Origin of the sequence: Butyricicoccus intestinisimiae, assembly GCF_018918345.1 — a bacterium.
Lineage (GTDB): Bacteria > Bacillota > Clostridia > Oscillospirales > Butyricicoccaceae > Butyricicoccus_A > Butyricicoccus_A intestinisimiae.
Map to the genome: position 1 here is coordinate 51,467 of NZ_JAHLQI010000005.1, position 12,960 is coordinate 64,426.

The following is a 12,960-nucleotide window of genomic DNA, read 5'->3' on the forward strand; positions in this document are numbered from 1 at the left end:
GGAGGACTGACGAAAAAATGGAATTTCAGCATATTTCAATTTTGCTGTCCGAGTGTCTCGACAGCTTGAACATTCGTCCGGACGGCGTGTACGTAGACGCGACGCTGGGCGGAGCGGGACACTCGCTGCACATTGCACAGCGTTTGACCGAGGGCGGCCGCCTGATTTCCATTGACCGCGATGATATGGCACTCGCCAACGCGGAAAAACGCTTGGCAGAGGTGCGCGACCGTGTGACGCTGGTAAAAAGTGACTTCCGGAACATTGACACGGCGGTTGCTTCGTGCGGCGTGGAGCAGGTAGATGGCATCCTGTTTGATCTGGGTGTATCTTCTCCGCAGCTGGACATTGCAGAGCGCGGCTTTTCGTATATGCATGACGCCAAGCTGGACATGCGCATGGATCAGCAGCAGCCGTTGTCTGCATACGAGGTTGTCAACGAATGGGATCGCAATGAGATTCGCCGCATTCTTTGGGAATACGGCGAGGAACGGTATGCGCCGCAGATTGCGGCGGCTATCCAGCGCGCGCGGGAACAAAAGCCGATTGAAACGACGCTGGAGCTGGCGGATATCATCCGAGAGGCAATGCCGCCGGCGGCGCGCCGCGAAAAGCAGCATCCGGCCAAGCGCAGCTTTCAGGCAATCCGCATTGCCGTCAATGATGAGCTCAAAGCGGTGCAGGAAGCGATGGAGCGTTCCATTGACCTGCTGGCGCCGGGTGGCAGATTGGCTGTTATTACCTTCCATTCCTTGGAAGACCGCATTGTAAAAAATGCCTTTCGCAGCGCAGCGCAGGGTTGCACCTGTCCGAAGGACTTTCCGGTGTGCGTGTGCGGCAAACAGGCAAAGGTAAAACTGGTAGCGCGCAAGCCGCTGCTGCCGTCTATGGAGGAAATCGCTCGAAACCCCCGCGCGAGAAGCGCAAAATTGAGAGTATGTGAAAAAATGCCAAGAAAGTAAAAGGGAGAGCGAACTCGTATGACAAAAGAAACGCGGCGGAATCAGACGCCAATTCCGATAGATTCCGCGGAACAGCGCAAGATGGCGCGCAAAAAAGAGCGTGCACGCATCCGGCGCAGCCGCGAGCGTATCCGAAAGCTGGCCATTGCGGCAATGATTGCCATTGTCATGGCAGGCGCAGTGGGCACGGTGGTCGGATACATACAGGTGACGGACCTGACAAAGAAAGTAGAGGATAAACAGGCACAGCTCGCACAGCTGGAGAGCGAGTGCACTTCGCTCAAGGCGAAAAAGGAAAACTCTGTGGATCTTTCGCAAGTAGAAAATTATGCGGAAAATGTATTGGGGCTGGTCAAGCTCGACCGCAGTCAGGAGGAATATCTTGAGCTGCAGAAAAACGATCAGGTACAGGTAAACGAGGGCTCGAGCGGGGTAGAAAAACTGGCATCCAGTTTTGTAAAGAGCTTTAGTGCGATTTTATCATTTTTACGCTGATGTATCATATACATAATAAAACGGTGGGAGTGAGAAGCGTGAATAACCTTCTGACTCCCTGTTTTTTGTCATATTGACGATGCAATTGATACACAGTTGTGATATAATCAAAGGTATTCTTAAAAGGCGGGTATTTCGCAGAACGATTGATTGGAGATTGGACGAATGGCTGGAAAACATTCCAACAAGACAAATAAAGGTATTCGTTTTCGCCTTGGCGTTTTGATTCTTATCTTTGCGGTGCTGAGCTTTGTCATCGTGGCGGGTCGCCTGCTGTATTTGCAGGTCATCAACACCAATTTTTATCAAAGCAAAGCGGCGGAAAATCAGACCAAAGACCTGATTATCACGCCGATGCGCGGTTCGATTTATGACCGCAATATGACGGAGCTTGCTGTCAGTGCGACGACGCAGGAAATCAGCGTCTCTCCGACGAATATTCGCACAAAGGGCTTGGCGTCGGTTGAGATCAAACGAGACGAAAAGGGCAAAGCCATTCCGGCAACCGATGAGGAGAAAGAAGCGGCGTGCCTGAAGTATCAGCAGCGCATTGCCAAGCTGCTTGCCAAGTATCTAGATTTGGATTATGATGAAACCTTAAAAAAGATACAGAGAGATCAGTCCTATGTGCGCATCGCACGGCATGTCGATGCGGATATTGCGGATGAATTGGTACAAAAACTCAGCGATGAAAAGCTCTCCGGCGTCAACACGACGGAGGATTCCAAGCGCTATTATAAATACGGCAATTTTGCCTCGCAGGTCATCGGATTTACAAACGATGACGGACAGGGTCTGTACGGCTTGGAGCTGCAATATAATGATGTGCTCAAGGGCGTGGCCGGCCGCGTGGTCAAAGCGACCAATGCGCTTGGCTCGGATATGCCGTATGACTATGAAAAATATGTCGCTGCCAAAGACGGCAACGGCGTTGTGACGACGCTGGATGAGGGCGTACAGCACTATCTGGAAAAACATCTGGAAGAAGTGCTGGCGCAGACCAGCGCGAAAAAGGGCGTCTGCGGCATTGTCATGGACATCAAGACCGGCGAGATCTTGGCGATGTCCACCAAGCCGGATTTTGATTTAAACAATCCGCGCGTGATTCCGGAGGAATACACCTCGCTGCTCAATGAGCTGAACAATCTCAGCGGCGATGACTACGATAAAAAGTACAGTGAGATTTTGCTGAATCTTTGGCGAAACAAAGCACTCAACGATACCTATGAGCCGGGCTCGACATTTAAGGTATTTACCGTGTCCACCGCGCTGGAGGAAGGGTTGGTCAATGATGACAGCACCTTTACCTGCGGCGGCTCCAAGAGAGTCAAAGATAAAACCATTCGATGCTGGAAGGACGGCGGTCACGGCACACAGGTGCTCAAGGATACGCTGGCAAATTCCTGCAACGTGGCAATGATGGACATCGGTGCGCTGATCGGAACCGATATGTTCCGCAAGTATTTTGAAGCATACGGCTTCATGGATAAGGCTGGCATTGACCTGCCGGGTGAAGCGACCGGCATTTTCTTTGACAACATGGGAGAAGTGGACTTGGCGACGGCGTCGTTCGGTCAGAACTTTCAGGTTACGCCACTGCAGGAGCTGTGTATGGTTTCCGCCGTTGCCAACGACGGAAAGCTGGTCACGCCGCATGTGGTTCGCGAAATTGTCGATGCTGACGGCAATATTCAGCAGACGATGGATACACAGGTCAAGCGGCAGGTGATTTCCAAGCAGATCAGCGACAAAATGAATAACTATCTGGAAAACGTTGTTTCGCAGGGCACCGGTCAGAACGCGTATGTTGCGGGCTACCGCGTTGGCGGCAAGACGGCAACGTCTGAGAAACAGCCGAAGAGCAATAAAAAGCTGCGTATTGCTTCGTTTATCGGTCTGGCACCGATGGATGACCCGCAGTATGCGGTGCTCGTCATGGTCGATGAACCGCAGACCGACAACAAGGGCGGCGGCGCTGTGGCAGCTCCGGTTGTTGCGCGTATCTTTGAAGATATTTTGCCGTATCTCGGCGTAGAGGCTGTTTATTCGGATGAAGAAGCAGACCGGCAGGAGATTACCGTGCCGACTCTGACGGGACAGTCTGTAGATGATGCCAAGAAGGCGCTGGACGACTTGGGCGTGGATTACACGGTAAAGGGTGACGGCAAAAAGGTCACAGATCAGCTTCCGGTGGCAGGCATCTCTGTGCAGCCGGACAATAAAATTGTGCTGTATTGCGGCGAAAAGAAGCCGACAGATAAAGTAAAGGTTCCGGATGTCAGCGGCATGAGCGTGGAAACTGCGCGTGCCGAGCTGGCGCAGGCTGGACTGTATATGAAGCAAAACGGCATTGCCAGCTGGAGAACATCCGGTGCATCCGCTGCGGTGCAGCAAAGCCCGGCGGCAGGCAGTGAAGCGGCAAGAGGCTCCGTTGTCACGGTAGCCTTTGGCAACAACGTAACGAGTCAGGAATAATAAGGAGACAGACATGAAACTGGAAAAGATTCTCAAGGGCGTCGACATTGCGGAACAGACCGCAGACACCGGAATGGAAATTGGCGAGCTGAAATATGATTCCCGTCAGGTACAGAACGGAGATGTCTTTGTGGCAATCACCGGCTATGAAACCGATGGTCACAAGTACATCGGCAAGGCGATTGAGCTGGGCGCAAGCGCAATTGTGCTGGAACATGTGCCAGAGGGCGGCATTTCGGTGCCGTACATCCGCGTAGATTCGTCTCGCCGCGCGCTGGCACAGATGGCAGCCAATTATTTTGACCATCCGGCGGACAGCATGACCATGGTGGGCATCACCGGCACCAACGGCAAGACCACAACGACGTATTTGCTCAAGACCATTCTTGAGGCGCAGGGTCACACCGTCGGCCTCATCGGCACCAACCAAAACATGATTGGCGATGAGATTCTGCCGACCGAGCGCACCACGCCGGAATCTTTTGAACTGCACAAGCTGTTCGCACAGATGCGTGATGCGGGCTGTACGCATGTCATCATGGAGGTATCCTCGCATTCGCTGGTGCTGGATCGCGTATACGGCATCGAATTTACCGTCGGTGCGTTCACCAATCTGACGCAGGATCATCTGGATTTCCACAAGACCATGGAAGCCTATCGGGATGCCAAGGCACTGCTGTTCCATCAGAGCAAGACCGGTGTGACCAATCTGGACGATGCGGCAGGTAAGTTCATGCTGGAGCAGAAGGCTTGTCCGTTCCTGTCTTATGGCGAGCATGAAGCCTGTGACCTGCGCGCCGCAGATATTCAGCTGCATGCAGACAGCATCGGCTTTGTGTGCGAGAGCGCAGAGGGCAAAACCGAGGTGAAGCTGGGGATTCCGGGACAGTTCACTGTATACAATGCGCTGTGTGCACTGTCCTGTGCGAAGGCACTCGGCGTGTCGGTTGCCGATGCGGCAGATGCGCTGCACAAAGCGCACGGCGTCAAGGGTCGTGTGGAAGTGGTTCCGACAAATACCGATTATACTGTACTCATTGACTATGCCCATTCTCCGGACGGCGTAGAAAATGTTCTGGAAGCAGCGCGCGTATTCACCAAGGGTCGCGTGATTGGTCTGTTTGGCTGCGGCGGCGACCGTGACCGCACCAAGCGGCCGAAGATGGGCGCCATTGCGGCAAAGCTGTCCGATTATTGTATCGTCACCTCGGATAACCCGCGCACGGAGAAGCCGGAGGCAATCATCGAGGATATTCTGGAGGGAATGAAGGACACCAAGACCCCGTATGATGTGATTGTCAATCGTCCGGAAGCCATTTGGCACGCGCTGGACATCGCACAGACCGGTGACACCATCGTGCTGATGGGCAAGGGTCATGAGACATATCAGGAAATCAATCACGTCAAGCATCATCTGGATGAGCGCGAGGTTGTCGCACAGTATTTCGAAAATAAAAATCACAAGTAAAAAATCAAATAAGAGGGGAAAAGTATATGAAGATGATTACGGCTGCACAAGCGGCTGCATTTGCAGGCGGTACGGTTGTCGGTGACGGAAACACGCAGATTACCGGTATTTCTACCGATTCCCGCTCTATTCCGGCCGGAAGCCTGTTTATTCCGATTCGCGGCGAGCGATTTGACGGCCATGACTTTTTGGAAAAGGCGGTAGAGCTGCAGGCCGCTGCCGTCATGTCGGAAAAAGACGTAGATCTGCCGGTTCCGGTCATTCGCGTGCCGGACACCAGAGCGGCGCTGCTGGCGCTGGCGGGCGGCTATCGTTCGCTGTTTGATATTCCGGTTGTCGGCATCACCGGATCCGTCGGCAAGACGACAACCAAGGAAATGACAGCGGCGGTTGTCGGACAGAAGTTCCGCACGCTGTACACGCAGGGAAATCTGAACAATGAAATCGGGATGCCGCTGACGCTGTTCCGCTTGGAGGAATCAACGCAGGCGGCGGTGGTCGAGATGGGCATGTCCAATTTCAAAGAAATCTCCCGCATGACGGTGCAGGCAAAGCCGACGGTTGCCGTCATTACCAATATCGGCACCGCACACATTGAATTCCTTGGTTCCCGTGAGGGCATCCGCGATGCCAAGATGGAAATTCTGGAGGGACTGCAGGAAGGCGGCACGGCTGTGCTCAACGGAGATGAGCCGCTGCTGTGGTGCAAGAAAGACCGCATCGCGGCAAAGACCCTGTATTTCGGCATCGAAAATCCGGCATGCGATGTGCGCGCACAGCATATCGTGCAGGAGGGAGATCATATCAATCTGACGATTGTGCATCCGAACGGCAGCTTTGACGCGGTCATCGGTACAGTTGGCAAACACAATGTCTACAATGCCCTTGCAGCGGCCAGTGTCGGTCTGTGTCTGGGGCTCTCGCCGGAGCAAATTGCGGCAGGGCTTCAGGGATTTCAGGATATTCACCAGACCATCACGCAGGAGAACGGCTGCACCATCATTGATTCGTGCTACAATGCGAGTCCGGATGCCGTCAATGCATCGCTGGAGCTGCTGTCTCAGCTCAAAATCACCGGCAAGCGCATCGCGGTGCTCGGCGGTATGCGGGAGCTGGGCAGCTTTGCGGCGTCAGAGCACCAGCGCTGCGGCAAGAGCATTGCCAAGTGTGCGGATGTGCTGTATGCTTACGGTGACGGCGCGGAGGATTATCGTATCGGCGCACTGGAAGCGGGTATGCCGGATGCGAACATTCACATCATGCACTCGCACGAGGGCATTGCCGGCGCACTCAAGCGCGATGTGAAGCAGGGAGATGCTCTGCTGTTTAAGGGCAGCCGCTATTGGAAGATGGAAAGGGCTCTGGAGTTGTTCCGAGCAAAATAAAAGAGAAAGTCAGGGAAATCGTACATGACAACCATTATCGCTGTGTCGGTCATTGCATCGTTTATCATTGCGGCAGCAATCGGACCGGCGCTCATTCGCTACTTACACAATATGAATTTCGGACAGAAAATCCTGTCCTATGTGCCGGAGCATGCCGGCAAACAGAACACGCCGACCATGGGCGGCTTTATGTTCATCATCAGCATTACGCTTGTGACAATTCTCTCCAACGTCATTCTTGTGCATTCGATTTCGATTCAGTCGTTTACCGTACTGCTGCTGTCGCTGTGTTACGGACTCATCGGCTTTATTGATGACCGCACCAAGATTCGCAAGGCGGAAAATGAGGGCTTGACCTCCAAGCAGAAATTTGCGCTGCAGCTGGTGCTGGCGCTGGTGTTCCTGTCCGTCCTGCACATGGGCGGCTATTTGCTGCCGAGCCTGTACATTCCGTTTGCAGGTGTTTCGCTGAACATCCCGTGGCTGGTGTATATTGTCATCGCGGCATTTATCATGGTCGGCTGCAACAACGCAGTCAATCTGACCGACGGTCTGGACGGTCTCGCTGCAGGCGTGACGCTGCCGGTTGCAGTGTATTTTATCGTAATCGGCGTCATTTCCAATAATACACCGGTTGTTGTATTTGCTTCGGCACTGGCTGGCGGTTTGGCTGCCTTCCTGATCTTTAATTTCAATCCGGCTAAGGTATTCATGGGCGATACCGGTTCGCTGTTTCTCGGCGGCGCCGTTGCAGGTCTTGCCTTTGCCTGCGATCAGCCGATTGCACTTGTGTTTGTCGGTCTGATTTACGTCATTGAGACGCTGTCGGATATTTTGCAGGTTTCCTATTATAAGGCGACCAAGAAGCCGGTTCTGGACGAAAACGGCCAGCCGGTACGCGATGCCAAGGGCAATGTGAAGATGCAGGGCAAGCGCATTTTCAAGAAGGCGCCGATTCATCATCACTTTCAGCTGTGCGGCTGGAGCGAAAAGAAAATTGTGCTGATTTTCGCCGGCATCACGGTTGTGATGTGTGTGCTGGCGTACTTTGGCACCGCACCGCATTATTTGTAACAAGTTACACGTGAGATCGGAAAGACGGAGGTGATTTCCATGGCCTTTGCTTCGGGAAAGAAGCGCGGCACGCGGGCAGTCAGCCGAACGGCATCCCGTCCGCCGCAAAAACAGACGAACAGACGGAGAAAGAAGGCGCGGAAAGCACAGAGACTCCAAGCGCTTCTTTCGAAAAATTTGTATACCCGCCGCGTGTACGGCTGGTATGAGCAAGAGAAAGAAAAACGGGCGGATGCTCCGTTGCTGCTCGTGACGGTGATGCTGCTGGCAATCGGCTTGATTGCCCTGTTGTCTGCCAGCTATCCGAAAGCATACTACAGCTCCTCGACCGGACCGTTTTATTATTTTATCCGTCAGACTATGTTTGCGGCGGTTGGTCTGGCGCTCATGTATGTCGTCTCGTGCATTCCGTACTGGAAGTACAAACGCTGGGCGCTGCATCTGTATGTGTTGTCCATCATACTGCTGATTGTCGTTTTGACACCGCTCGGCACCTCGCTGAACAATTCCCAGCGCTGGCTGTTCGGCTTTCAGCCGTCTGAGATTGCCAAGCTGGCGGTCATGCTTTTGTTCGCCAAGCTGGCGGCAAAGAATCCGAAATCTGTGCACCGCGTCAAGGATTTGATGTTTTACGCGCTGCTGGTTGCGCTGCTGATTGGCTTGCTGGCATTGGAGCCGCACATGTCCGCGGCAATGATTATCACCGTTGTTGCATTTTCCATTCTGTTCGTGGCGGGCATGAAGGTATGGTTCTTGGTTCCGCTGACCGGTGCGGGCATCGCGATTATTGTTCTGGCGTATTTTAATTTGTCGCATGTACATTCCCGGCTCAAGGTATTTTTAGACCCGTTCAGCGATGCACGCAACAAGGGCTATCAGATCGTGCAGTCGCTGATTGCGATTGGTTCAGGCGGGCCGTTTGGTCTGGGACTTGGACAGAGCCGGCAGAAGTTTTTGTATTTGCCGGAGCCGTTTAACGATTTTATTTTTTCGGTTGTGTGCGAAGAGCTGGGCTTTATCGGCGCAACGCTGATTTTGGGATTGTTTGCGTTCTTTGTGTACCGCGGATTCTCCATTGCCAGACGGGCAGGAAGCCGATTTGGCGCTTTCCTCGCAACCGGTATTACGATGCAGTTCGCATTTCAGATTTTGCTGAATCTCGCCGTTGTCACCGGTCTGTTTCCGGTAACCGGCGCATCGCTTCCGATGTTCAGCTACGGCGGCACGGCGCTTGTCATGCAGATGCTGGAAATCGGTATTTTACTCAATATTTCAAGAAACATTCCGCCATCCAAAAAACAATGATGAGGAGAAAAGGGGTAGCTTGATATGAAATTGCTTATTACAGGCGGCGGCACGGGCGGCCATGTCAATCCGGGTCTTGCTATTGCGAAATATGCACAGTCCCGCCGCAATGATGTAGAAATTCGCTTCGCCGGAACATCGACGGGCATTGAATCCAAACTGGTGCCGCGTGAGGGCTATAAGCTGTATACCGTAGACGTGCGCGGCCTCAAGCGTTCGATGTCTCCGTCTGCGGTGCTGTACAACATTGCCACACTGCAGAAGTCTTTGACTGCGACCGCAAAGGCAAAGAAGATTTTGCGCGAATATCAGCCGGATGTTGTCGTGGGCTGCGGCGGCTATGCGAGCTATCCGATGGTTCATGCGGCACAGCAGCTGCATATTCCGACGGTTTTGCTTGAAGTCAATGCCTTTCCGGGCGTTGTGACAAAGTCCTGTGCCAAGAAGGCGGATCGCGTGCTCATCAGTTTTGAGAACACGCGCGAGCTGCTGGAAAATCGTCCGAACATTCGCCTGACCGGCGCACCGGTGCGCGGCGAAATCATTTTTGCAGACCGTGAAAAGGCGCGCAAGAAGATGAAGCTGGCGGACGATGAAAAATTGGTTGTTTCGTTCTGGGGCAGCTTGGGCGCTCTGTATATGAACCGACACATGGCGGGCTTTATTGAGCTGGAGAGCCAGCACGACAGCTTCCGGCATATTCATGCGACGGGCACCGCTGCGTACAAGTGGCTGCCGGACAGCATCAAGGAAAAGGGCGTGGATTTGGACAAGCATCCGAACATTGAACTGCGCGAGTATATCTATGATATGGCAGATGTCATGGCGGCAGCAGATCTTGTGATTTGCCGCGCCGGTGCAGCGACGCTGGGCGAGCTGTGCGTACTGGGCAAGCCGTCTATCATCGTGCCGTCTCCGTATGTGGCGGAAAACCATCAGGAAAAGAACGCCCGCGCATTGGAGCAGAAGGGTGCCTGTCAGGTTATCACGGAGCCGGAGTGCACGCCGGAAAAGCTGTATCACGCAGTGACCGATTTGCTTGCGGATGATGAGAAGCTCGCTGAGATGGGTCGTTGCGCCAAGACCATGGCGATTCTGGATTCCAGTGAGAAAATTTATCAGTACATTCTGGAGGCTGCGCGAAAGTGAGAAACAGCAGGCGAAACAGCCGCAATGCAAAAACACGTCGGTCCGGAACGGGGAACGCTTCTCGCAATCGAGCGCCGCGCCGCGAACCGTATCATTCATCCGGTGCATCCCGCACCGGCGCGCGTTCCCGCCGCGCCCTCGTGGAACGGCAGAAAAAGAAAAAGCGCAGACGCATGATTTCGCGCATTGGCATTGCGGTGCTGGTACTGCTTGCCATTGTCTTTGCGCCGACGATTTTCTTTCAGGTGTCGAAAATCAATGTGACGGGCGATACGCGCTATACGAGTGAACAGCTCATCAAGTCAACCGGCGTCAAGCAGGGCGATAATATGTTCTTTCTGGATACCGAGCAGATTGCAGCGGATTTGAAAGACGAATATCCGTATTTGGACACCGTCAAGCTGCGCCGTAAGCTGCCGAGCACGCTGCAAATAGAGGTGAATGACCGCACAGCGGCGCTGTCTATCGAGCAGAACGGAAAATATCTGATTTTGGATATGTCCGGCAAGGTGCTGGAAAAAACAAAATCCGCCGCGAAGGGCACGGCAAAAGTGACCGGTGTGCCGATGAAGGGGTTGCATGTCGGCGATACTGTTGATGAGGACAAATATGGAAAGGCGGCTTCTGTCATGAAGCTGCTGGAACTGACGGATCAGTACGGCATGAAGAAACACATCAAGACAATTGATGTGGAAAAGGCGTATGATGTCCGCGTGACGTATGACAAAAGGTATACGATTTTACTCGGTGCACTGGAGGAAAGCAATCTGGAACACAAAATTCAGTTCCTCAAAGCGATTCTCAAAGAACCGTCCCTGCCGGAGAGCGGCGTGATTGATTTGACCGACGAAAAGGAAGCGCGTTACCGTCCGACGGAGGATACGACTTCCGATGTTGTCATCAAGGAGGAAGAACTGGATAAGGCTGCGGGGACTGCCGAGACCAAGACAGAGTCCGCAGACAGCACCGATACAGAAAGCACCGACGCAAACAGCACCGATGCAGACAGCACCGATGCAGACAGCACGGACGATTCCTCGAACTCGACCAAACAGGCCGACACGGACAACGGCTCGGAAGACAAAACCGACAGCAGTGCAGGCGGCAACAGCGAGTCGGACGGCGACAGCACGGCAGAGGCGGCGAATGATTGATGCGCACGGCGCGGGTTCGGTTAAAAATAAGAACTTTTTTTGAAGAATGCACCTTCTTGTCTTGCCAAAACGGCGGGAAAGAGGTAAAATGAAGAAAATGGATTCGAAGTGCCTGTCCGCGGGACGGGCGCCTCGGTTTGAGACGAAATAAAATTTACTTCATATAAAACGACGGAGGAGATCAAACATGGGTTTCGAGTTTGAAATGGATTACGATTCCGTTGTCAACATCAAGGTTATCGGTGTTGGCGGCGGCGGCAATAACGCGGTGAATCGAATGGTCACCAGCGGTCTGCAGGGTGTTGAGTTTATTGCAATCAATACCGATAAGCAGGCGCTGAATCGTTCGGAGGCTTCTGTAAAGATTCAGGTTGGCACCAAGCTGACCAAGGGACAGGGCGCAGGCTCCCGTCCGGAGATCGGCCGCAAGGCTGCAGAAGAGAGCCGCGAGGATATCAACAAGGCACTGGAAGGTGCTGACATGGTATTTATCACCGCAGGCATGGGCGGCGGCACGGGTACCGGCGGTGCACCGGTTGTCGCACAGATCGCACGGGAAATGGGCATTCTGACTGTCGGCGTTGTTACCAGACCGTTTGGTTTTGAAGGCAAGAAGCGCATGGAACAGGCAAACGCAGGCATTGATCAGCTCAAGGAAAATGTTGACTCTCTGATCGTTATTCCGAACGAGCGCCTGAAGTATGTATCGGATCAGAAGATCAGCTTCAAAAACGCATTTGAAATCGCAGATAATGTCCTGCATCAGGCAGTGGCTTCGATCTCCGAACTGATTACCGTTCCGGGTCTCATCAACTTGGACTTTGCCGATGTTACCTCCATCATGAAGGGCGCAGGCTTTGCACACATGGGCGTTGGCTCTGCTGCCGGCAAGGACAAGGCTGAGGAAGCTGCAAAGATGGCAATTCAGTCTCCGCTGCTGGAAAGCTCCATCAACGGCGCACACGGTGTCATTCTGTCTGTCATTGGTTCCGAGGACATCGAGCTGGATGAGATTGAGCAGGCTGCAAGCATGATTCAGGCAGCAGCACATCCGGATGCACACATCATCTTCGGTGCGTCTATTTCTGAGGACGCAGATGATGAGATTCGCGTTGTTGTCATTGCAACCGGCTTCGACAATCCGCCGGCAACCAAGCAGCAGCAGGATCGCTCTGCTATGTTCTCCAATGCAAAGAGAACCGCGCAGACCTTCGCAGCACCGGCTCAGCAGTTCTCTGCACCGGCACAGCAGTTCTCCGCTCCGGCGCAGCAGTTTGCAGCACCGGCACAGAGCTTCTCGGCTTCTCCGGTCGCTCCGATGCAGCCGCAGCAGGCACAGCCGTCTCAGGCACAGGCCAGCGTAGCAGACGGCCAGTCTCTGGATGAGGATGATCCGTTTGCAGATATCATGAAGATTTTCAGCAGCAAGTAATGGTTTGCTGACAACTTCGCGCTTTTTCGCGTAAAACAAGATAGAACAGAACAGCCCTTCT

Annotated in this window: 10 protein-coding genes; all 10 read left to right on the forward strand. The window is 53.5% G+C overall.

Annotation, left to right across the window (positions count from 1 at the left end):
- The first annotated feature begins 17 nt into the window (after window positions 1-17).
- The 10 genes from rsmH (at window position 18) to ftsZ (ending at window position 12,899) form a co-directional block, all read left to right on the forward strand.
- Window positions 18-962 (forward strand): 16S rRNA (cytosine(1402)-N(4))-methyltransferase RsmH, encoded by a 945-nt coding sequence (rsmH, locus tag KQI75_RS09875; protein WP_216470635.1) that lies wholly within the window; start codon window positions 18-20, stop codon window positions 960-962.
- Between the two features lie 18 nt (window positions 963-980).
- Entirely contained in the window at window positions 981-1,457 is a 477-nt protein-coding gene (locus tag KQI75_RS09880) for a hypothetical protein (protein ID WP_216470636.1), read from the forward strand.
- 165 nt (window positions 1,458-1,622) lie between these two features.
- Window positions 1,623-3,932: a penicillin-binding transpeptidase domain-containing protein gene (locus KQI75_RS09885; protein WP_216470637.1), complete on the forward strand. Its 2,310-nt coding sequence runs from the start codon at window positions 1,623-1,625 to the stop codon at window positions 3,930-3,932.
- A 13-nt stretch (window positions 3,933-3,945) separates the two neighbouring features.
- A complete protein-coding gene (locus KQI75_RS09890; protein ID WP_216470638.1) occupies window positions 3,946-5,400 on the forward strand; it encodes a UDP-N-acetylmuramoyl-L-alanyl-D-glutamate--2,6-diaminopimelate ligase in 1,455 nt (484 codons plus the stop codon).
- A gap of 26 nt (window positions 5,401-5,426) precedes the next feature.
- Complete coding sequence (locus KQI75_RS09895; protein WP_216470639.1) at window positions 5,427-6,785, forward strand: UDP-N-acetylmuramoyl-tripeptide--D-alanyl-D-alanine ligase; 1,359 nt, start codon at window positions 5,427-5,429, stop codon at window positions 6,783-6,785.
- Window positions 6,786-6,809: 24 nt separating this feature from the next.
- Window positions 6,810-7,859 (forward strand): phospho-N-acetylmuramoyl-pentapeptide-transferase, encoded by a 1,050-nt coding sequence (mraY, locus tag KQI75_RS09900; protein ID WP_216470640.1) that lies wholly within the window; start codon window positions 6,810-6,812, stop codon window positions 7,857-7,859.
- Window positions 7,860-7,898: 39 nt separating this feature from the next.
- On the forward strand, window positions 7,899-9,164 hold the full coding sequence (gene ftsW / locus KQI75_RS09905; protein ID WP_216470641.1) for a putative lipid II flippase FtsW: 1,266 nt from the start codon (window positions 7,899-7,901) through the stop codon (window positions 9,162-9,164).
- 24 nt (window positions 9,165-9,188) lie between these two features.
- Window positions 9,189-10,313, forward strand: coding sequence for an undecaprenyldiphospho-muramoylpentapeptide beta-N-acetylglucosaminyltransferase (gene murG / locus KQI75_RS09910; protein WP_216470642.1), 1,125 nt, complete (start codon window positions 9,189-9,191; stop codon window positions 10,311-10,313).
- Entirely contained in the window at window positions 10,310-11,467 is a 1,158-nt protein-coding gene (locus tag KQI75_RS09915; protein ID WP_216470643.1) for a cell division protein FtsQ/DivIB, read from the forward strand. The genes murG and KQI75_RS09915 overlap by 4 nt, the downstream gene beginning before the upstream one ends.
- 187 nt (window positions 11,468-11,654) lie before the next feature.
- On the forward strand, window positions 11,655-12,899 hold the full coding sequence (gene ftsZ / locus KQI75_RS09920) for a cell division protein FtsZ (protein WP_216470644.1): 1,245 nt from the start codon (window positions 11,655-11,657) through the stop codon (window positions 12,897-12,899).
- Window positions 12,900-12,960 lie beyond the last annotated feature (61 nt).

Coding starts and splice junctions, on each gene's coding strand:
- rsmH (WP_216470635.1), top strand. CDS start 18: ATGGAATTTCAGCATATTTCAATTTTGCTGTCCGAGTGTCTCGACAGC.
- KQI75_RS09880 (WP_216470636.1), top strand. CDS start 981: ATGACAAAAGAAACGCGGCGGAATCAGACGCCAATTCCGATAGATTCC.
- KQI75_RS09885 (WP_216470637.1), top strand. CDS start 1,623: ATGGCTGGAAAACATTCCAACAAGACAAATAAAGGTATTCGTTTTCGC.
- KQI75_RS09890 (WP_216470638.1), top strand. CDS start 3,946: ATGAAACTGGAAAAGATTCTCAAGGGCGTCGACATTGCGGAACAGACC.
- KQI75_RS09895 (WP_216470639.1), top strand. CDS start 5,427: ATGAAGATGATTACGGCTGCACAAGCGGCTGCATTTGCAGGCGGTACG.
- mraY (WP_216470640.1), top strand. CDS start 6,810: ATGACAACCATTATCGCTGTGTCGGTCATTGCATCGTTTATCATTGCG.
- ftsW (WP_216470641.1), top strand. CDS start 7,899: ATGGCCTTTGCTTCGGGAAAGAAGCGCGGCACGCGGGCAGTCAGCCGA.
- murG (WP_216470642.1), top strand. CDS start 9,189: ATGAAATTGCTTATTACAGGCGGCGGCACGGGCGGCCATGTCAATCCG.
- ftsZ (WP_216470644.1), top strand. CDS start 11,655: ATGGGTTTCGAGTTTGAAATGGATTACGATTCCGTTGTCAACATCAAG.